Source organism: Terrabacter sp. 01T434 (genome assembly GCF_056398545.1).
In genome coordinates this window covers 46766-66017 of sequence record NZ_JBFTPP010000007.1, presented here as the reverse complement: position 1 = coordinate 66017, position 19252 = coordinate 46766, and the positions used below count along the sequence as shown (strand labels likewise).

At 72.0% G+C, this 19252-nt stretch carries 17 protein-coding genes; all 17 read right to left on the bottom strand.

Translation table 11 applies throughout. The annotated features are described in order from the left end of the window. Positions 1 to 115: 115 nt before the first annotated feature. The gene (locus tag AC1DIW_RS15545) at positions 116 to 1399 is read right to left on the bottom strand and encodes a saccharopine dehydrogenase family protein (protein ID WP_478109278.1); all 1284 of its coding nucleotides are present in this window, start codon (positions 1397 to 1399) and stop codon (positions 116 to 118) included. Between the two features lie 43 nt (positions 1400 to 1442). Further along, entirely contained in the window at positions 1443 to 3485 is a 2043-nt protein-coding gene (locus AC1DIW_RS15540) for a primosomal protein N' (RefSeq protein ID WP_478109276.1), read from the bottom strand. Positions 3486 to 3501: 16 nt separating this feature from the next. Continuing rightward, entirely contained in the window at positions 3502 to 4725 is a 1224-nt protein-coding gene (metK, locus tag AC1DIW_RS15535; RefSeq protein WP_442277991.1) for a methionine adenosyltransferase, read from the bottom strand. Positions 4726 to 4860: 135 nt separating this feature from the next. Continuing rightward, on the bottom strand, positions 4861 to 6096 hold the full coding sequence (gene coaBC, locus AC1DIW_RS15530) for a bifunctional phosphopantothenoylcysteine decarboxylase/phosphopantothenate--cysteine ligase CoaBC (RefSeq protein ID WP_442277990.1): 1236 nt from the start codon (positions 6094 to 6096) through the stop codon (positions 4861 to 4863). Between the two features lie 26 nt (positions 6097 to 6122). Then, positions 6123 to 6386: a DNA-directed RNA polymerase subunit omega gene (rpoZ, locus tag AC1DIW_RS15525; RefSeq protein ID WP_030201887.1), complete on the bottom strand. Its 264-nt coding sequence runs from the start codon at positions 6384 to 6386 to the stop codon at positions 6123 to 6125. 98 nt (positions 6387 to 6484) lie between these two features. Next, positions 6485 to 7105, bottom strand: coding sequence for a guanylate kinase (gmk, locus tag AC1DIW_RS15520; protein WP_478109273.1), 621 nt, complete (start codon positions 7103 to 7105; stop codon positions 6485 to 6487). After that, positions 7105 to 7422, bottom strand: coding sequence for an integration host factor, actinobacterial type (gene mihF / locus AC1DIW_RS15515; protein WP_030201881.1), 318 nt, complete (start codon positions 7420 to 7422; stop codon positions 7105 to 7107). Before mihF ends, gmk begins: the two co-directional genes overlap by 1 nt. Positions 7423 to 7603: 181 nt before the next feature. Continuing rightward, on the bottom strand, positions 7604 to 8446 hold the full coding sequence (gene pyrF / locus AC1DIW_RS15510) for an orotidine-5'-phosphate decarboxylase (RefSeq protein WP_478109271.1): 843 nt from the start codon (positions 8444 to 8446) through the stop codon (positions 7604 to 7606). Continuing rightward, positions 8443 to 9453 (bottom strand): dihydroorotate dehydrogenase, encoded by a 1011-nt coding sequence (locus AC1DIW_RS15505; RefSeq protein ID WP_478109269.1) that lies wholly within the window; start codon positions 9451 to 9453, stop codon positions 8443 to 8445. The genes pyrF and AC1DIW_RS15505 overlap by 4 nt, the downstream gene beginning before the upstream one ends. Next, positions 9453 to 10343: a dihydroorotate dehydrogenase electron transfer subunit gene (locus tag AC1DIW_RS15500; protein WP_478109267.1), complete on the bottom strand. Its 891-nt coding sequence runs from the start codon at positions 10341 to 10343 to the stop codon at positions 9453 to 9455. Before AC1DIW_RS15500 ends, AC1DIW_RS15505 begins: the two co-directional genes overlap by 1 nt. Continuing rightward, positions 10340 to 13675, bottom strand: a complete 3336-nt coding sequence (gene carB / locus AC1DIW_RS15495) for a carbamoyl-phosphate synthase large subunit (RefSeq protein ID WP_478109265.1) — start codon at positions 13673 to 13675, stop codon at positions 10340 to 10342. The genes AC1DIW_RS15500 and carB overlap by 4 nt, the downstream gene beginning before the upstream one ends. After that, positions 13675 to 14886, bottom strand: coding sequence for a glutamine-hydrolyzing carbamoyl-phosphate synthase small subunit (gene carA / locus AC1DIW_RS15490; RefSeq protein WP_478109264.1), 1212 nt, complete (start codon positions 14884 to 14886; stop codon positions 13675 to 13677). The genes carB and carA overlap by 1 nt, the downstream gene beginning before the upstream one ends. Continuing rightward, positions 14883 to 16220 (bottom strand): dihydroorotase, encoded by a 1338-nt coding sequence (locus tag AC1DIW_RS15485; RefSeq protein ID WP_478109262.1) that lies wholly within the window; start codon positions 16218 to 16220, stop codon positions 14883 to 14885. Before AC1DIW_RS15485 ends, carA begins: the two co-directional genes overlap by 4 nt. Next, on the bottom strand, positions 16217 to 17221 hold the full coding sequence (locus tag AC1DIW_RS15480) for an aspartate carbamoyltransferase catalytic subunit (protein ID WP_478109260.1): 1005 nt from the start codon (positions 17219 to 17221) through the stop codon (positions 16217 to 16219). The genes AC1DIW_RS15485 and AC1DIW_RS15480 overlap by 4 nt, the downstream gene beginning before the upstream one ends. Further along, positions 17218 to 17820, bottom strand: coding sequence for a bifunctional pyr operon transcriptional regulator/uracil phosphoribosyltransferase PyrR (pyrR, locus tag AC1DIW_RS15475; RefSeq protein WP_442277981.1), 603 nt, complete (start codon positions 17818 to 17820; stop codon positions 17218 to 17220). The genes AC1DIW_RS15480 and pyrR overlap by 4 nt, the downstream gene beginning before the upstream one ends. A gap of 295 nt (positions 17821 to 18115) precedes the next feature. Continuing rightward, positions 18116 to 18529, bottom strand: a complete 414-nt coding sequence (nusB, locus tag AC1DIW_RS15470; protein WP_478109258.1) for a transcription antitermination factor NusB — start codon at positions 18527 to 18529, stop codon at positions 18116 to 18118. A 16-nt stretch (positions 18530 to 18545) separates the two neighbouring features. Next, positions 18546 to 19109: an elongation factor P gene (gene efp, locus AC1DIW_RS15465; RefSeq protein ID WP_442277979.1), complete on the bottom strand. Its 564-nt coding sequence runs from the start codon at positions 19107 to 19109 to the stop codon at positions 18546 to 18548. Positions 19110 to 19252 lie beyond the last annotated feature (143 nt).

The window sequence follows — 19252 nt, the reverse complement described above, 5'->3', positions numbered from 1 at the left end:
CGCGACACTGAGCCACGTGGTGGTTTGTTGCGGGCCATGCCGTGCCGGAGCACGACAACCCGCCACCTGGTCAGTTGCGGAGCCGGAGGCGCAGGCCGACACCGCCCGGCCGGTCCTACCCTTCGCGCTCGACGTCGAAGGTGAACCCCTGCGCGCGCAGTCGCTCGACGAGAACCTCCCCGAGCGCCGTGGCTGGTGTGCAGACCCCGACCCGTCGGGGAAGCCCGTCGTCCAGGGCGAGGGCGAGTGCCGTCTGACCGAGCATGACCGCCGTGCCGCCGTAGCCGGGGTCGTAGTCGGCGCCGACCCGGGTGCGGTACCGCGCCCCGGTCGTCGTCGTCGAGCGGATGTCGAGCCGGAAGCGGCCGGCGGCCTGCGTCTCGGGACTCGGGCCCTCGCCGGGCTTGGGCAGGAAACGGTCGATGACCGCACGGGTCGGGCGGTATGCCATGCCGGCCACCACGCCCCCGAGACCCACGGCCATGCCACCGGCCATCACGGGCGACATCGGACCCGAGCCGAAGTCGGTCGCCTCGCGGTAGCGCAGCTCGCGTCCGTAGGACCAGTCGGTCAGCGTGTTGGACAGTCGCACGATGCGGGTGTTGAACGACGCCATGACGAACGGGCCGGTCCACCGGCCCGTGGCCGGGTCCCGGTCGACCGGCACGAGCCGGCGCAGCCGGTCCACGACCCCGGCAACCCCAGCCACCCCGGCGATGCCGCCGGCCGGCCGTCGGCCGGACGCGGGCTCCTCGGAACGCCGAGGGCTGAGCGCATACGGGTCGCCGAGAACCGCCCGGGCTCGGGCGTCGGCACGAGCGGTGATGGCCTGCTGGCGGGCCGAGTCGATGGTTCCACCGGAGAAGCCGCCCTTGAGCGACCGGACGAGGAGCGTCGTCTCGGCCAGGGTGCCCTCCCCGTCCGCGGCGACGCGTCTGGCCGTCGTGAGCACCCCGAGGTCGGACGGGATGGAGTCGAAGCCGCACGCGTGCACGATGGCCGCCCCGGTCTCCCGGGCCCGGGCGTCGAGCTCGTCGAGCGACCACCGGACGAAGAGCACCTCTCCGGTCAGGTCGGCGTAGTGCGTCCCGGACTCCGCGCAGGCGCGAGCGACCTCCTTGCCATGGGTCGCATAGGGACCCACGGTCGTGGCGAGGACACGGGAGCGCCCCGCCAGGCCGCGCAGACCCGGCGCATCGGTCGCGTCGACCGCGACGAGCTCCCACGACGACGCCGTCGGACCCAGCTCGATCCGGAGCGCCTCGAGCTTGGACCGCGAGCGCCCTGCGAGGGCGATCCGCACGCCGGGTCCCGCGTGCTGGGCGAGGTGGGCGGCGGTCAGGGCCCCGACGAAGCCGGTGGCGCCGTAGAGGACGATGTCGAGCTCGCGATCGGACATGCCGTCACTCTGTCACGGCCACGCCGCAGCCCAGCACCACCCGTCAGAACATGTCGAGCGGGTCGACCCGCACGGCCACGACGTCGGTCTCCTTGCGCGCCGAACGAAACGCCTTGAGCGCGAGCAGGGCCCGCGTCAGCGACTGCGTCTCGGAGGCGGGCACCCGCGCGAGCACGTGGTGGTCGGCAGGGGCTCGCTCGGACTCACCGTCTCCTGGCGGGCGACGCGGCGGCGCTCCGGCGTTCGCGAGCCGCACGGGCCCGAGCACCTGGGCTGCCGCCGGAAGGTCAGCCTGCCCGAGCGCCTCCTCGAGGGCCCGGCGGCTGCCGGTCAGCTGCGCCACGCGTACGGCGGGCGGCAGGCCGAGCTCGCGCCGTTCGGCGAGCTCGCGGGCCGCGAGCCACGCGGGGTCCCACCGCACGAGGGCTTCGACGGCCGGGAGCGCCACGGCCTCGGGGGCGCCGCTCAGCACGACGGCACGCCCCTCCCTCGCGAGGGCGGCAGCCGCCATCCACCGGCGCAGCGCCTCGAGCGGTGCATCGAGGGTGGGCAGGTCGAGACTCGCCCACGCGTCGAGGATCAGCACGCCGGTGTAGCCTCCGTCGGCGACAGGCTCGGCGCCGGGCGTGGCGATGACGAGGGACGGCTCCCGGCCGACGGCGGCGAGCACCTCCCCGGAGCCCGACGTGTGGACCGGGAAGCCCGGGAAGGCACGGCCGATCTCCTCGGCGGTGCGCTTCGCGCCGGTGATCGACGAGCGCAACCGGCGCGACCCGCAGTGGTCGCACTCGAAACCGTGGCCGGCGAGGACCAGGCCGCACCACCGGCACGCCGGGGCCGTGCCCGAGGCCCCGAGGGCCACCGGCCCCTGGCAGCGGGCGCACCGGACCGGCGTGCGGCACTCGGCGCAGCTGAGGGACGGGAGGTAGCCGCGCCGTGGCACCTGGACGAGCACTGGCCCGTCGACGAGGGCGTCCTTGGCCACACGCCACGCGCGGGACGGGATGTGGGCACGGGCGGCCGGTCCGTCGCGCTCCTCGTCGAGGCCCTCGCCCGCGATCGTGACGCGAGGCGCGGCGGCACGCAGGACCGCCGCGTCGGCCTCGACGGGGACGAGCGCCCCCGCCTCGACCTCCACCTGCACCCGCAGGCTGCGCCCGAAGCCGCCGGTGAGCAGCGCGGCGCCCGTCGCGGCCGCCCGCAGGCCGAGGACGACGCCGACGTGGTGGTAGGGGGCGCGGGGTTCGGCGAGCAGGTCGTCGCCGTCGTCCCACCAGGCGACGAGCCCGAGGTCGTGCACCGGGGCGAACGCCGCGGCACGCGTGCCGATGACGACCTTGGCGTGCCCCCGGAGCACCTTGAGCCACGCGGTGTAGCGGGCCTGGGGCCCCTGGTCGGCGGTCAGCCGCACGTGCCGCCCCTTGCCGAGCAGGGCCGTGAGCGCCGCGTCGAGGCGGTCGACGTCGCGGTGGTCCGGGACGACGACGAGCGCGCCACGGCCCGCCGCCAGCGCTGTCACGGCTGCGACGGCAAGGGCCGCGGGCCAGTCGGCGTCACCCGTCCGACCCGGGAGCGCGGCCCACGCCGCCGCAGGTCCCTCGCCCGACGCGACGCGGCGCAGCCACGCCGGACCTGCGGGATAGGCCGCCCACGGGCCCGGCCCGGGCGCCGCCACCTCCTCGACGAGCGGCGCCTCCATGGCCAGGTTGCGCTCTGCGGTGGCGTGGCGCTTCGGCACCGCCAGGCGCAGCACGTCGCTCAGCGTGCCGGCATACCGGTCGGCGACGGCCCGGCACAGGGCCAGCACCTCCGGGGTCAGCACCGGCTCCGCGCTGACGACGCGGCGCAGCGGCGTCAGCCGGCCATCGTGCTGGGGCTGCTCACGGCGCTCGACGACGAAGCCGTCGAGCTCGCGGCCCGAGAAGCGCACCCGCACCCGGGCCCCGGGGACGGCATCGGCGTCGAGCGCGTCGGGGACGGCGTACTCGAAGACGCGGTCGAGGTGCGCGAGCGGGGTCTCCACGACGACGGCAGCGACCGGCCCACGGGCCGGTCGCTGCTTGGTTTCGTCGTTGTCGTCGCCCACGAGGGCGAACCTATCCTCAGCCGGAGACGGCGTTGCGCAGGGCCTCGACGCGGTCGGTGCGCTCCCATGTGAAGGGGTTCTCGACGCCGTCGGCCTTGGTGCGGCCGAAGTGGCCGTAGGCGGCGGTCGGCTTGTAGATCGGGCGCAGCAGGTCGAGCGCGTCGACGATGGCGGCCGGGCGCAGGTCGAAGACGTCGCCGATGGCCTGCTGGATCTTGTCGACGGGCACCGTCTCGGTACCGAAGGTCTCGACGTAGAGGCCGACCGGCTGGGCCTTGCCGATGGCGTACGCGATCTGCACCTCGCAGCGGCGCGCGAGGCCCGCCGCGACGATGTTCTTGGCGACCCAGCGCATCGCGTAGGCGCCCGAGCGGTCGACCTTGCTCGGGTCCTTGCCGGAGAAGGCACCGCCGCCGTGGCGGGCCATGCCGCCGTAGGTGTCGACGATGATCTTGCGGCCCGTCAGACCGGCGTCACCCATCGGGCCGCCGATCTCGAAGCGCCCGGTCGGGTTGATGAGCGCCCGGTAGCTGCTGACGTCGAGGTCGGTGCCGCTCTCGCGGAGCTCGGCGAGCACGGGCTCGATGACGTGGGCACGGATGTCGGGCTCGAGCATGCCGTCGAGCGAGACGTCCGGCGCGTGCTGGGTCGACAGGACGACGGTGTCGAGCGACACGGCCTTGTCGCCCTCGTAGGCGATGGTGACCTGGGTCTTGCCGTCGGGGCGCAGGTAGGCGAGCTCCTCGCTCTTGCGCACCTGGGTCAGCCGCTCGGACAGACGGTGGGCCAGGTGGATCGGCAGCGGCATCAGCTCGGCCGTGTCGTCGCACGCGTAGCCGAACATCAGGCCCTGGTCGCCGGCGCCCTGCTTGTCGAGAAGGTCGCCGACCTCGCCGCTGCGGTGCTCGTGGGCGGTGTCGACGCCCTGGGCGATGTCGGGCGACTGCGCCCCGATGGAGATCGAGACACCGCAGGTGCGCCCGTCGAAGCCCTTCTGCGACCCGTCGTAGCCGACCTCGAGGATGGTCTCCCGCACGATCCTCGGGATCTCGACGTAGGCCGTCGTCGACACCTCACCAGCCACGTGCACGAGCCCGGTCGTGACCATCGTCTCGACCGCGACGCGCGCCTGCGGGTCGTCGGTGAGGAGGGCGTCGAGGATCGAGTCGCTGATCTGGTCGCAGATCTTGTCCGGGTGTCCCTCGGTGACGGACTCGGACGTGAACAGCCGTGCGGACACTTGCTCTCCCTAGCTCGGGTGCGGGGTGGTGTGCGGGGTGGTGTGCGGTTCGTATGCGTGCGGCGCGGGTGCTGCGCGGAGCCCGGGCGGGCCTCCCGCGGGGCACGCGCCCGCGTTGGGGCGAGAGTCTAGTGCTCAGTCCAGCAGCGGCGAGATGGTGTCCCACAGCGCGTCCGCCACGGCGTCCTTGGAGGCGGGTCCGACCGTGGTCACCTCGTCGCTGCCGCGCAGCATCAGGTGCACGGTCGTCTCGTCCTTGCCGAAGGTGAGGTCGGTGCCGACCTGGTTGACGACCTGCAGGTCGCTGCCCTTGCGGGCGAACTTCGCGCGGGCGTGGTCCATGACGCTGCCCTGGGCGTCGCCCGTCTCGGCCGCGAAGCTGACGACGAGCGGCTCCCGGCTCCCGCGGGCGTCGCGTGCCGTGACCAGGGCGCGGACGATGTCGGGGTTCTCGACCAGCTCGACCGTCAGGCCGCCGTCGGGGTCGGACTTCTTGATCTTGCTCTCGCTCACCGACGCGGGCCGGAAGTCGGCCGGGGCCGCGGCCATGACGACGACGTCAGCGCCGTCGGCGGCCTCCTCGACCGCACGCTGCAGCTCGAGGGTCGTCTCGACCGCTACGACATCGATGCCCTCGGGCACCGGGACCGTCATCGTAGCCGCGACGAGCGTGACCTTGGCCCCACGCTCGGCCGCCGCACGCGCGATGGCCACGCCCTGCTTGCCGGACGAGCGGTTGCCGAGGTAGCGCACCGGGTCGAGCGGCTCGCGGGTGCCGCCGGCGGAGACGACGACGCGGCGGCCCTCGAGATCGCGGGTGGGTGCCGCCGCCGGAGCGGGAGAGCCACCCTCGACGATGGCGAGGCACGCGGCATACAACACCTCGGGCTCGGGGAGGCGGCCGGAGCCGGTGTCCTTGCCCGTGAGGCGGCCCACGGCGGGGTCGATGACGTGCGCACCGCGCGAGCGCAGGGTGGCGACGTTGGCCTGCGTGGCCGGGTGCTCCCACATCTCGGTGTGCATGGCCGGCGCGAACGCCACGGGGCACCGGGCGGTGAGCAGGGTGTTGGTCAGGAGGTCGTCCGCGAGCCCGTGCGCGGCCTTCGCGAGGAGGTCGGCCGTGGCCGGCGCGACGACGACGAGGTCGGCGGACTGGCCGATGCGCACGTGCGGAACCTCGTGGACCGAGGACCACACCTCGGTGCTGACCGGCTTGCCCGACAGGGCAGCCCACGTCGGGGCGCCCACGAACTCGAGCGCCGCCGCGGTGGGCACGACCGTGACGTCGTGCCCGTGCTCGGTGAAGAGCCGGAGCAGCGAGCACGCCTTGTAGGCGGCGATGCCGCCACTCACCCCGAGCACGACGCGCATCGGCTGCTCCGGCCTCGTCGGGGTGCTCAGGCCTCGGTGGGCGTCGAGGTCAGCAGGCCCTCGTTGATCTCGCGCAGCGCGATCGACAGCGGCTTCTCGTGGACCTCGGTCTCGACGAGCGGGCCGACGTAGTCGAGCAGGCCCTCCTGCAGCTGGGAGTAGTAGGCGTTGATCTGGCGCGCGCGCTTGGCGGAGTAGATGACGAGCGCGTACTTCGAGTCGGCAACGGTCAGGAGGTCGTCGATCGGCGGGTTGGTGATGCCGATGGGAGCTGCCTGGGTACCGGACACAGTGATCTCGTTTCGTTGGTTTCAGCGGGCGTGAGGTGTGCGACGCGACGACGGCCACGCGGCCGTATGCCGTGGGCTGGCACACATCAGGGCGGGACTCACCGGTCGGCGCGTCCCGATCTCATCAATGATACGAGTTCTTCGCTGGCGCGACGAACATCGTCGTTGACGACGACCTCGTCGAACTCGCTCTGGGCAGCCAGCTCGGCACGGGCGGTGGACAGCCGACGCTCCCGCTCGGCCTCGTCCTCGGTGCCGCGACCGACAAGACGGCGCACCAGCTCGTCCCAGCTCGGCGGCGCGAGGAAGACGAAGAGGGCCTCGGGCCACGTCTCCCGCACCTGACGGGCTCCCTGCAGGTCGATCTCGAGCAGGGCGTCGCGGCCTTCGCTGATGACCCGCTCGACGGGTCCGCGCGGGGTGCCGTACTTGGCCGCGCCGTGCACGACGGCGTGCTCGAGGAACTGGCCCGCCTCGACGAGGCGGTCGAACTCGTGGTCGTCCACGAAGTGGTAGTGGACGCCGTCGACCTCGCCGGGCCGGGGACTCCGCGTCGTCATCGAGACCGAGAACCACACGCCCGGGAAGTGGGTGCGCACATAGGCGGCGATGGTGCCCTTGCCGACCGCGGTCGGGCCGGCGAGCACCGTGAGGCGGCCGCGGGCACGCCCGGCTGGCTCGTGCTGGGGCTGCGCGGTCGAGGGTGCGTCCGCCGCCATCACGGCTTCTCGAAGCGGTGCAGCAACGCCGCGACCTGGTTGGCACCGAGACCCCGCACGCGGCGGGACTCGGCGATCCCGACCTCCGCCATGATCGCCTTGGCCCTGACGCGGCCGACACCGGGCATCGACTCGAGCAGCTCGGTGACCTTCATCTTGCCGATGACCGCGTCGACCTTGCCGTCCTCGAGGACCTCGGCGAGCGAGCCGCTGGAGTACTTGAGCCGGTTCTTGACCGCAGCTCGCTCCCGACGGGCGGCTGCAGCCTTCTCGAGTGCTGCGGCCCGTTGCTCCGGGGTGAGCGGTGGAAGCGCCACGGTCTTCGGTCTCCTTGCTGCTTTCGGGAAGCGTGCCGCGCCCCCGTCGTTCTCAACGTCTCGTGATGTCTCCGCCGAACCTAGCGATCTGGCGGCGCGCGCCGCAACGCGGGGTCGGCCGCGGTCGGCCTCAGTCGGCCTCAGTCGGCCTTGGCCGGTCTTGACCGCTCTTGGCCAGGCGTCAGCCGCGCAGCGACTCGAGGACGCGCTCGGTCTGCGCGACGAGACGGCTCGGGTCAGGTCCCGCCCCGAGGATCTCCCGGCTCGACGAGGCCAGGACCTGGCCCTGCGCGGCGCCGAAGGTCGCCGCGAGGGACTCGACCGTCCCGCCCTGCGCGCCGAAGCCGGGAGCCAGCACGGGGGTCGCGGCCTCCACGAGGTCGAGCCCGAGGTCGGTGACCGCGGTACCGACCGTCGCACCGATGACGAGACCGATGCTCCCGAGCTCACCCCGGGCCCGCGCAGCGGCGTTGTCGTCCCGGGCGCCGTGCACGACGGACGCCGCGACGGACTCGCCGTCCCGCACGGCGTGCTGGACACCGGCACCCTCCGGGTTGGAGGTCAGGGCCAGGACGAAGAGCCCGCGCCCGTTCTGCTGCGCGAGGTCGATCGCGGGGCGCAGCGACTCGTAGCCGAGGTAGGGACTCACGGTGAGCGCGTCCGGCGGCGCGACGGCGTCCGGTCCCAGGTAGGCCTGGGCGTATGCCGCCATCGTCGACCCGATGTCACCGCGCTTCGCGTCGAGGATCGTCAGCGTCCCCGCCTCGCGCAGCTCGGCGAGCACCCGCTCGAGGACGACGAGCCCGCGGCTGCCGAAGACCTCGAAGAAGGCCGACTGCGGCTTGACCACGGCGACCCGGCCGGCGAACGCCTCGACGCAGGTCAGCGCGAACCGCTCGAGCCCTGCGACGTCGTAGGTCAGTCCCCACGCCTCGACCAGCGCGCGGTGGGGGTCGATCCCGGCGCACAGCGGGCCGTGCGTGGCCATGGCCTCGTGGAGGCGGGCCCCGAAGGCCTTGCTCATTCGTCGGTCTCCGTTCGTTGTCGAGTGGTGGGGCTCGGTGGCCCGGGTCGGGGCTCGTCAGCGGCGTGCGCGACGCCGACGGCGTCGGTGAACCGCTCGAAGCCCTTGGCCTCGAGCAGCTCGCACAGCTCGCGCAGGACCCGGACCGGGGCCGAGGGGTCGTTGAAGACGGCCGTGCCCACCTGGATCGCGCTCGCTCCGGCCGCGACGAGCTCGAGGGCGTCGCGCCCCGTGCGCACTCCCCCGACCCCGATGATCGGCACCGTCCTGATGCGTCCCTCGAACATCGCCTGGCGCACCTGCCAGATGGCGCGCACCGCGACGGGACGGATGCCCGGGCCCGAGAGACCGCCGGTGATGCCGCCGAGCTGCGGCCGCATCCGGTCGGTGTCGATGACCATGCCGAGCAGCGTGTTGATCATCGTCAGGCCGTCGGCGCCGGCCTTGACGCAGGCTGCTGCGATGGCCGCGATGTCGGTGACGTCCGGGCTCAGCTTCGCGAAGACCGGGATGTGTCGCGGGAGCTGCTCGCGCACGAGCGCGATGACCTTGGCCGAGGCCAGGGGGTCACAGGCGAAGACGAGACCGCGGTTGGCGACGTTGGGGCACGAGATGTTGACCTCGACACCGACGACGGCGTCGAAGGCACGACTCGCGCGCAGGGTGGCCGCGACATGGGCGTACTCGGTGCTCGAGCTGCCGGCGATCGAGGGCAGCACGCGGGCGCCCACGGACTCGAGCCACGGCAGGTCCTCGTCGACGAACGCCTCGATGCCGGGCCCCTGCAGGCCGATCGAGTTGAGCATCCCGGAGGGTGTCTCGGCCATCCGCGGGGTGCCGCGACCCGATCGAGGGTCGGCCATGACGGACTTGGTCACGAACGCCCCGAGGTCGGCGACGTCGAAGAAGCGGTGCAGCTCCTTGCCGTTCGCAGCGCAGCCCGAGGCCGTCATGAGCGGGTTGGGGAGGCGGTGCCCGCCCCCGAGGTCGACGGAGAGGTCCACCATCAGTGGCCACCCACCTTCGGTGCGCCGACGGCGTCGTCCGGCACGCGGGCATGACCTCCGTCGAAGGCGTCCCAGCGGACGCGGTCACCGCGGAAGACGGGTCCCTCGACGCACGACCGCACCATCCGGGTCTTCCCGTCCGGGCCGACGACCGGCATGACGCAGGTCATGCAGACACCGACGCCACAGGCCATCGACTCCTCGACGGCGACCTGGGCCACGGCGCCGTGCGCTTGCGCGACCCGCGTGACCGACTCGAGCATCCCCATGGGTCCGCAGCCGTAGACGACGCCCGCCCCGGTGCGGCCGATGATCTCGGGGAGCGGGTCGCTGACCCAGCCCCGCTGTCCGGCCGAGCCGTCGTCGGTCGTCACGGTGACCCCGTCGCAGCTGCGTCGGGCCTCGACGACGCCGAAGAGCCGGTCCTCACTGGCCGCGCCGAGGACCATCTCGACGTGACAGCCACGTTCGCGCAGCTCTGCTGCGAGCCAGAAGAGCGGGGCGCTGCCGTAGCCGCCACCGACGAGGACGCAGGCGACCGGGGCGGTGGGCAGCGGGAACGCCTTGCCGAGCGGTCCGACGACGTCGATCGTGTCGTGCGGGGCGCGCTCGACGATCCACCGGGTGCCGACGCCGACGGCGGACACGACGATCTCGACAGTGCCGCCGTAGGTGCCGCTGGGGCTGACCTTGTGGATCGAGAACGACCGGCGCAACAGCGTCCCGGAGGTCTCGCCGCCGACGGCCAGGGCGACGAACTGGCCCGGGCGGGCGAGCTCGGCGACGCCTGGCGCCACGAGGGTGAGGTGCTGGTAGGCCCCGACCCGACGGGTCGCGATGACCTCCGCGACCTCCTGGGTGACACGGGCGCGCAGCTGGCGCTCGCTCATGCGCCGACTCCCGCGGTGGCGGCGACGGTCTCGCGCCGCCCGTAGAGGTCGAGGTCGCGCGCGTGGTCCTGGAGGGACTTGACGCGGATCTCCTCGGTCAGTCCGGCCTCGATCCCGAGCACGGCCGCGGCGAGCGTCGCGATGGTCGTGATGATGGGCTTGTCGGCACTCGTCGTCGCGGCACGGATGGCGTAGCCGTCGGCCCGCGCATCCTGTCCCGAGGGCGTGTTGACGACCATCTGCACCGTGCCGTCGAGGATGAGGTCGACGATCGACTTCTCTCCCGGCGCCTCTCCGTCACGCTCGGTGATCTTCCGGACGAGGGTGGCCTCGATGCCGTTGCGCTTGAGCACCGCAGCCGTACCCCTCGTGGCGAGGATGGTGAAGCCGAGGTCGACGAGGCGCTTGACCGGGAAGAGCATCGCGCGCTTGTCGCGGTTGGCGACCGACACGAAGATCGCGCCGGAGCGCGGCAGCGCCGAGCCACCGCCCTGCTGGGCCTTGGAGAAGGCCGACCCGAAGTCGACGTCGATGCCCATGACCTCGCCGGTCGACCGCATCTCGGGGCCGAGCAGCGAGTCGACCGCGACGCCCTCCTTGGTGCGGAAGCGCTTGAACGGCAGGACCGCCTCCTTGCACGAGACGGGGGCGTGGTCGGGCATCCGGCCGCCGTCTCCGGTCGGGGGCAGCATGCCCTCCTCCCGCAGCTCCTTGATCGTCGCGCCGAGCATGACGCGGGCCGCGGCGCTCGCGATCGGCACGCCCGTCGCCTTGGCGACGAACGGCACGGTGCGCGACGCTCGGGGGTTGGCCTCGATGACGTAGAGGATGTCCTGCGCCAGGGCGAACTGGACGTTCATGAGGCCACGGACGCCGATGCCTTCGGCGAGCCGGCGCGTGGCGACACGGACACGCTCGAGCTCACCGTCCCCGAGCGTCGCGGGCGGCAGCGTGCACGAGCTGTCGCCCGAGTGGATGCCGGCCTCCTCGACGTGCTCCATGATGCCGCCGAGATACATGTCCTCGCCGTCGAAGAGGGCGTCGACGTCGATCTCGATCGCGTCGTCGAGGAAGCGGTCGACGAGGATCGGGTGGTCGGGTGAGGCCTCGGTGGCCTTCTCGACGTAGGTGACGAGCGAGTCGTCGTCGTAGACGATGACCATGCCGCGGCCGCCGAGGACGTAGGACGGGCGCACGAGGACGGGGTAGCCGATCTCGCGGGCGATGACGAGCGCCTCGTCGGAGCTGTATGCCGTCCCGTGCTTCGGGGCCGTCAGGCCCGCCTTCGCGAGCACCTGGCCGAAGGCACCACGGTCCTCGGCGAGGTGGATGGCGCTCGGGGACGTGCCGACGATCGGCACCCCCTCGTCCTCGAGGGCCTGCGCCAGACCGAGCGGCGTCTGGCCACCGAGCTGCACGATGACGCCGGCGATCGGGCCGGCCTGGGCCTCGGCGTGGATGACCTCGAGGACGTCCTCGAGCGTCAGCGGCTCGAAGTAGAGGCGGCTGCTCGTGTCGTAGTCGGTTGACACGGTCTCGGGGTTGCAGTTGACCATGACGGTGTCGAATCCCTTGTCGCGCAAGGAGAACGACGCGTGGACGCAGGAGTAGTCGAACTCGACGCCCTGTCCGATGCGGTTCGGGCCCGAGCCGAGGATGATGACGGCCGGACGCTCCCGCGGCTCGACCTCGGTCTCCTCGTCGTAGGAGCTGTAGTGGTACGGCGTCGTGGCCGCGAACTCGGCCGCGCACGTGTCGACGGTCTTGTAGACCGGGCGCACCCCGAGGGCGTGGCGCACGCCACGGACCACGGCCTCCGGCATACGCCGGATGGAGGCGACCTGCGCGTCGCTGAAGCCGTGGCGCTTGACGAGCCGGAGCAGGTCGGGCGTCAGCTGCCCGGCCTCGGCGAGCATCGCCGCGACGTCGTTGATCAGAGCGATCTGGTCGAGGAACCACGGGTCGATGCCGGTGGCCTCGTGGACCTCCTCGACGGTGCATCCGCCGCGGAGCGCTTGCTGCACCAAGACGATTCGCCCGTCGGTGGGGACCTTCGCCTCCTCCAGGGCGCGCTCGGCCGCCACCTTGGTGACCTCACCGTGCCAGTGGAAGGTCGCGTCGCGCTTCTCGAGGGAGCGCAGGGCCTTCTGCAGCGCCTCGGTGAAGTTGCGCCCGATCGCCATGGCCTCGCCGACCGACTTCATCGTCGTGGTCAGCGTCGGGTCGGCGGCCGGGAACTTCTCGAAGGCGAAGCGGGGCACCTTGACGACGACGTAGTCGAGCGTCGGCTCGAAGCTCGCCGGCGTCTCGCGCGTGATGTCGTTGGGCACCTCGTCGAGCGTGTAGCCGATGGCCATCTTCGCGGCGATCTTGGCGATCGGGAAGCCGGTCGCCTTGGAGGCCAGTGCCGACGACCGCGAGACGCGGGGGTTCATCTCGATGACGATGATGCGCCCGTCACGCGGGTTGACGGCGAACTGGATGTTGCAGCCGCCGGTGTCGACGCCGACCTCGCGGATGATGGCGATGCCGATGTCCCGGAGCCGCTGGTACTCACGGTCGGTCAGCGTGAGCGCGGGAGCGACGGTGATGGAGTCGCCCGTGTGCACGCCCATGGGATCGAGGTTCTCGATCGAGCAGACGACGACGACGTTGTCGGCGTGGTCGCGCATGACCTCGAGCTCGTACTCCTTCCAGCCGAGGATCGACTCCTCGAGGAGCACCTCCGTCGTCGGGGAGTACTGCAGGCCCTGCCCGCCGATGCGTCGCAGGTCCGCCTCGTCGTAGGCGAAACCCGACCCGAGGCCACCCATGGTGAAGGACGGCCGGACGACGACGGGGTAGCTGAGATCCTCTGCGGCGGCGAGCAGCTCGTCCATCGTGTGGCAGATGATCGAGCGGGCCGACTCGGCGCCGCAGCGCTCGACGACGCCCTTGAACTTCTCGCGGTCCTCGCCGAGGTTGATCGCGTCGACGTTGGCGCCGATGAGTGGGCAGCCGTACTTCTCGAGAACTCCGTTGTCGTGCAAGGCGATCGCGCAGTTGAGCGCCGTCTGGCCGCCGAGGGTCGCGAGCACCGCGTCGGGGCGTTCCTTGGCGATGATCGCCTCGACGACCTCGGGGGTGATCGGCTCGACGTAGGTCGCGTCCGCGAACTCGGGGTCGGTCATGATCGTCGCCGGGTTGCTGTTGACGAGGATGACGCGGATGCCCTCCTCGCGCAGCACCCGGCACGCCTGGGTGCCGGAGTAGTCGAACTCGCAGGCCTGGCCGATGACGATCGGGCCGGACCCGATGACGAGGACGCTCGTGATGTCGTCGCGCTTGGGCATCAGGCGCTCGCTCCCTGCTTCTGGTGGTCGGTCTGTCTGGTGGTCATGAGCTCCACGAAGCGGTCGAAGAGGTAGGCCGCGTCGTGCGGGCCCGCTGCGGCCTCCGGGTGGTACTGCACCGAGTAGGCAGGCAGGTCAAGGCATTCCAGCCCCTCGACGACGTCGTCGTTGAGGCACACGTGTGAGACGCGCACGCGGCCGTATGCCGTGTCGCTGTCCTTGTCGAGCGGGGCGTCCACGGCGAAGCCGTGGTTGTGCGCGGTGACCTCGACCTTGCCGGTCGTGCGGTCCATGACCGGCTGGTTGATGCCGCGGTGGCCGTACTTCAACTTGTACGTGCCGAAGCCGAGGGCCCGGCCGAGGAGCTGGTTGCCGAAGCAGATCCCGAAGAAGGGGATGCCGCGGTCGAGGACCTCGCGCAGCAGCGCCACCTCGTGCTCGGCGGTGGCCGGGTCGCCGGGGCCGTTGGAGAAGAAGACCCCGTCCGGGCCGGACTCCCCCACGGCGAGGACGTCGTCGATCGTCGCGGTCGCGGGCAGCACGTGCACCTCGATGCCGCGCCGGGCCATGAGCGCGGGCGTCATCGCCTTGATGCCGAGGTCGATGGCGGCGACGGTGAAGCGCTTCTCGCCGACGGGAGGGACGGCATACGGCTCGGCGGTCGTGACCTCCGCGGCGAGGGCGGCCCCGGCCATCTGGGGGCTCGTGCGCACCGCGTCGAGCAGCTCGGCGTCGGGACGGTCGGCGGCGTCGCCGCTGAAGATGCCGACCCGCATCGCTCCGCGTTCGCGCAGGTGGCGGGTCAGGGCCCGCGTGTCGAGGTCGCAGATCCCGACGACGCCCTGGTCGACGAGCTCGTCCTCGAGCTCACGCGTGGCGCGCCAGTTCGAGGAGCGGATCGCAGGGTCGCGCACGACGTAGCCGGCGACCCAGATGCGGGTGCTCTCGTCGTCCTCGGTGTTGACGCCGGTGTTGCCGACGTGCGGCGACGTCATGACGATGACCTGGCGGTGGTAGCTCGGGTCGGTGAGGGTCTCCTGGTAGCCGGTCATGCCGGTGGAGAAGACCGCCTCCCCGACGGTCTCGCCGAGGGCGCCGTAGGACGCCCCCCGGAACGTGCGCCCGTCCTCGAGGACGAGCGTCGCCCCCACTCGCGCACGCCGAGGCCGGCTGTCGCGGCTCGGCACGGTCAGCGGTGTCTGGGTGGTCACAGGTCAGCTCCCGTGGTCGTTGCGTTCGTCAGTTCTCGTCGGGTGTCCGCCCCGTTGCGGACGTCGTGGGTGACGCGGCCGGCGTGGACCGTCGCCAGGACGGCTCCACGCAGGGTGCGCCCGTGCCACGGGTTGTTGCGCGAGCGACTGCGGCTCGCGGCGGCGTCGACCGTGACCTTGCGGTCGGGGTCGACGAGGGTGATGTGGGCAGGGCTGCCGACGGCGAGCTCCCTTCCCTGGTGGGCAAGTCCGCCGATACGGGCGGGCGCGCTCGACATGACCCGGGCGACGTCGGCCCAGCCGAGCAGGCCCGAGCGGACCATGACGTCGCTGACGACCGAGAGGGCCGTCTCGAGGCCGAGCATGCCGAACGCCGCGTCGACGAAGGCGTGCTCCTTGTCGTGGCGCGCGTGCGGCGCGTGGTCGGTCGCGACGGCGTCGATGGTGCCGTCCGCGAGGGCCGCGCGCAGCGCCTCGACGTCCTCCGTCGCACGCAGCGGCGGGTTGACCTTGAAGACGGGGTCGTACCCGACGAGCAGGTCGGTGGTCAGGGCCAGGTGGTGCGGCGTGACCTCGGCCGTGACCGCGATGCCCTGGGCCTTGGCCCACCGGATGACCTCCACGGTGCCCGCGGAGGAGACGTGGGCGACGTGGACGCGTGAGCCGGTGTGCCGGGCGAGCATGACGTCGCGCGCGACGATCGACTCCTCGGCGATGCCCGGCCAGCCGGGCAGACCGAGACGACCGGACACCTCGCCCTCGTGGCAGCAGGCCTCGCGGCCGGCGAGGCGCGGGTCCTGGGCGTGCTGGCTGATGACGCCATCGAAGGGTTTGACGTACTCGAGGGCGCGCCGCATGATGCGCGCGTCGTGGACGCAGTGGCCGTCGTCGCTGAAGACGCGGACCTTCGCGCGCGACCGGGCCATGAGGCCGAGCTCGGCGAGCTCGGCGCCCTCGAGCCCCTTCGTCACGGCACCGACGGGGACCACCTCGGTGAGGCCGCAGGCGCGGCCGAGGTCGAGGACGCGTTCGGCCGCCTCGGCGGTGTCCGTGACGGGGCTCGTGTTGGCCATGGCGAAGACGGCCGTGAAGCCGCCGGCTGCCGCGGCCGCTGAGCCGGTGGCGATGGTCTCGGCGTCCTCGCGGCCCGGCTCGCGCAGGTGCACGTGGAGGTCGACGAGGCCGGGCAGGGCCACGAGGCCGTCGGCGTCGAGCACCTCGGCGTCGGCCGGGGCGGACACCGAGCCGGCCTCGGTGATGACGCCGTCCTCGACGAGCAGGTCGGCGGCCTGGGCCCCCAGGAGTCGGGCGCCGCGGATCACGAGGCGGGTCATCGGACGGCTCCTTCGGTGGCGGGGACGGCTCCGGCGACGACCGGGGGCGTGTCGTCGCCCGCGAGCAGGTGGTAGAGCACGGCCATCCGGACCGCGACACCGGCGGAGACCTGGTCGAGCACGACGGACTGCGGCGAGTCGGCCGCCTCGGGCGCGATCTCGAGGCCTCGGTTCATCGGGCCGGGGTGGAGCACGAGCACGTCGTCGTTGCGGGCGACGAGACGCTCGAGCCGGTCGCGGGTCAGGCCGTAGCCGACGGTGTACTCGCGGGCTGTCGGGAAGAAGCCGCCGCTCATCCGTTCGCGCTGGACGCGGAGCATCATGACGGCGTCGACGGGACCGTGCTCGCTGTCTCCGTCGAGGACGGGGTCGAGGTCCCAGCTCGTCGCGAACCCGTCGGCTGCGCTCCACGCCGCGATGCCACTGGGCATCAGGGTGGGTGGGGCGACGACCGTGACGCGCGCCCCGAGCGTCTTGAGCGTGATGACGTTGCTGCGGAAGACGCGGGAGTGCGTGAGGTCCCCGACGATGACGACGTGCTTGCCGTCGAGGTCACCCAGACGCGTGCGGAGGGTGTATGCGTCGAGCAGGGCCTGCGTGGGGTGCTCGTGGGTGCCGTCCCCCGCGTTGATGACGCTGCAGCGCACCCACTGCGCGACCTGGTGGCAGGCGCCGGACGCGTTGTGGCGGATGACGAGGGCGTCGACGGCCATCGCATCCACCGTCATGGCGGTGTCGCGCAGGCTCTCGCCCTTGCTCGTCGAGGAGCCCTTGGCCGAGAGGTTGATGGTGTCGGCCGACATCCACTTGCCCGCGATCTCGAAGGAGCTGCGGGTGCGCGTCGAGTCCTCGAAGAAGAAGTTGATGACGGTGCGCCCGCGCAGGGTCGGCACCTTCTTGACCTCGCGGCGCTGGAGGTCGTGCATCGACGACGCGGTCTCGAGGATGTCCTCGACCTCGGCGCGGCTGAGGTCGGCCGAGGAGATCAGGTGCTTGGTCACCGGGCGTCACCCCCGCTGATCCGCACGACGTCGAGGCCGTCGACCTCGGCGACCCGGACGTGCACCCGCTCGTCCCGGGAGGTGGGGAGGTTCTTGCCCACGTGGTCGGCGCGGATCGGCAGCTCGCGGTGGCCACGGTCGACGAGGACCGCGAGGCGCACGGCGCGGGGCCGGCCGAGCTCGGACAGCGCGTCGAGGGCGGCGCGGATCGTGCGGCCGGAGTAGAGGACGTCGTCGACGAGGACGACCACCTGGTCGTCGATGCCGCCTGCCGGGATGCGCGACCGGTGCGCAGTGCGCACCGGGTTGCGGCGCAGGTCGTCGCGGTGCAGCGTGATGTCGAGCTCGCCGACGGGGACCGGAGACCCCTCGACCTGCTCGATGGCGGCTGCGAGTCGGCGCGCCAGCGGGACCCCGCGCGAGGGGATGCCCAGAAGAACGAGTCCCTCGCTGCCCTTGTTGCGCTCGAGGATCTCGTGACCGATGCGCCGCAGCGCCCGGGAGATGTCGCCCTCGGTCATGACGTCGCGAGCGTCGTCGGGGATGCTCGAGCGATCTGTCGGTGAATGGTCGGGTGCACTCAGGTCAGGGCAAGCCATCGCCGCCGGACCTCCTTCCCCGCCTCACAGGACGGTGGTTAAAGGATGTTCCGCGAGGGAGTCTAACCCGGGCGCAGCGAGCCCCCGACACCGGTCCAGACCTCGGCACGTCGCCTGCCGCGAACCGACCGACCGCCACGAACACGGCCGCCCGTGCTGGGACCCGACGCCGACGCCGTGTCGTGGCGGTCCGTCGGTGCAGTGCCCTCTCGGAAGCCATCCACGCATACGCCTGCGCCCGAGAACGCCCGAAGCCGCCCGCGAACGGACGGCTTCGTGGCGGACGTGTGGGGTGTCAGACGATGGTCGCCTTGACCTCGGCCAGACGCGCCAGCAGACCGTTGACGAACGCCGGCGACTCGTCGGTCGACAGGTCCGTGGCGAGGGCCACGGCCTCGGAGATCGCGACCCCGTCGGGGATCTCGTCGTTCCAGAGGACCTCCCACGCACCGAGCCGCAGGATCGCGCGGTCGACGGCAGGCATCCGCTCGAGCGTCCAGCCCTGGCTGTAGTCGGTCAGCGCCGCGTTGATGTCGTTCCACTTGGCGACCACCCCGCGCACGAGCTCCGACGTGTAGGGGTTGTTCGCCGCGCGCGACTCGCGGTCGGCGAGGCGCTCGTCGAGGAGCGTCTCGGCGTTGAGGCCGCGCTGGTCCGCCTCGAAGAGGATGTCGAGGGCCCGGGTACGAGCTTTGCTGCGTGCTGCCAAGGGAGTTCGCGTCCGCTCAGTCGTTGACGCGGCCGAGGTACGACCCGTCGCGGGTGTCGACCTTGACGCGGGTGCCGGACTCGAGGAAGAGCGGCACGTTGATCTGGGCGCCGGTCTCGAGGGTGGCCGGCTTGGTGCCGCCGGTCGAGCGGTCGCCCTGCAGGCCCGGCTCGGTGTGGGTGATCTCGAGGACGACCGACGCGGGCAGCTCGACGTAGAGCGGCAGGCCCTCGTTGGTGGCGACGATCGCGTTCTGGTTCTCGAGGAGGTAGTTGGCGGCGTCGCCGACGACGGCCTCGGACACCTGGATCTGGTCGTAGGTGTCGGTGTCCATGAAGACGAAGTCGGTGCCGTCCTTGTAGAGGTACTGCATCGTGCGCTTGTCGACGTTGCTCGTCTCGACCTTGGTGCCGGCGTTGAACGTCTTGTCCACGACCTTGCCGGACAGGACTGCCTTGAGCTTGGTGCGCACGAACGCCGGGCCCTTGCCGGGCTTCACGTGCTGGAACTCGACGACGGACCAGAGCTGTCCCTCGATGTTGAGCACCATGCCGTTCTTCAGGTCGTTGGTCGAAGCCATCGTCACAAACCACTTTCGTATGCCGGCCGGCCCGTTCGGGTGCCGCTCGGCACGCCTGAGCCCCGGACGTTCACTGACTTGGGGAGTTGCCGCACGAGTCTAGCCGGGAGGCCACCTGATCGCGGAATCGTCACGGCCGCCGG

Coding starts and splice junctions, on each gene's coding strand:
- AC1DIW_RS15505 (WP_478109269.1), bottom strand. CDS start 9,453: ATGGTGGACCTCTCCGTCGACCTCGGGGGCGGGCACCGCCTCCCCAAC.
- coaBC (WP_442277990.1), bottom strand. CDS start 6,096: ATGCGCGTCGTGCTCGGGGTGAGTGGCGGCATCGCCGCCTACAAGGCG.
- pyrR (WP_442277981.1), bottom strand. CDS start 17,820: ATGGCTTGCCCTGACCTGAGTGCACCCGACCATTCACCGACAGATCGC.
- pyrF (WP_478109271.1), bottom strand. CDS start 8,446: ATGAGCAAGGCCTTCGGGGCCCGCCTCCACGAGGCCATGGCCACGCAC.
- AC1DIW_RS15545 (WP_478109278.1), bottom strand. CDS start 1,399: ATGTCCGATCGCGAGCTCGACATCGTCCTCTACGGCGCCACCGGCTTC.
- gmk (WP_478109273.1), bottom strand. CDS start 7,105: ATGGCGGCGGACGCACCCTCGACCGCGCAGCCCCAGCACGAGCCAGCC.
- carB (WP_478109265.1), bottom strand. CDS start 13,675: ATGCCCAAGCGCGACGACATCACGAGCGTCCTCGTCATCGGGTCCGGC.
- efp (WP_442277979.1), bottom strand. CDS start 19,109: ATGGCTTCGACCAACGACCTGAAGAACGGCATGGTGCTCAACATCGAG.
- AC1DIW_RS15485 (WP_478109262.1), bottom strand. CDS start 16,220: ATGACCCGCCTCGTGATCCGCGGCGCCCGACTCCTGGGGGCCCAGGCC.
- AC1DIW_RS15500 (WP_478109267.1), bottom strand. CDS start 10,343: ATGAGCGAGCGCCAGCTGCGCGCCCGTGTCACCCAGGAGGTCGCGGAG.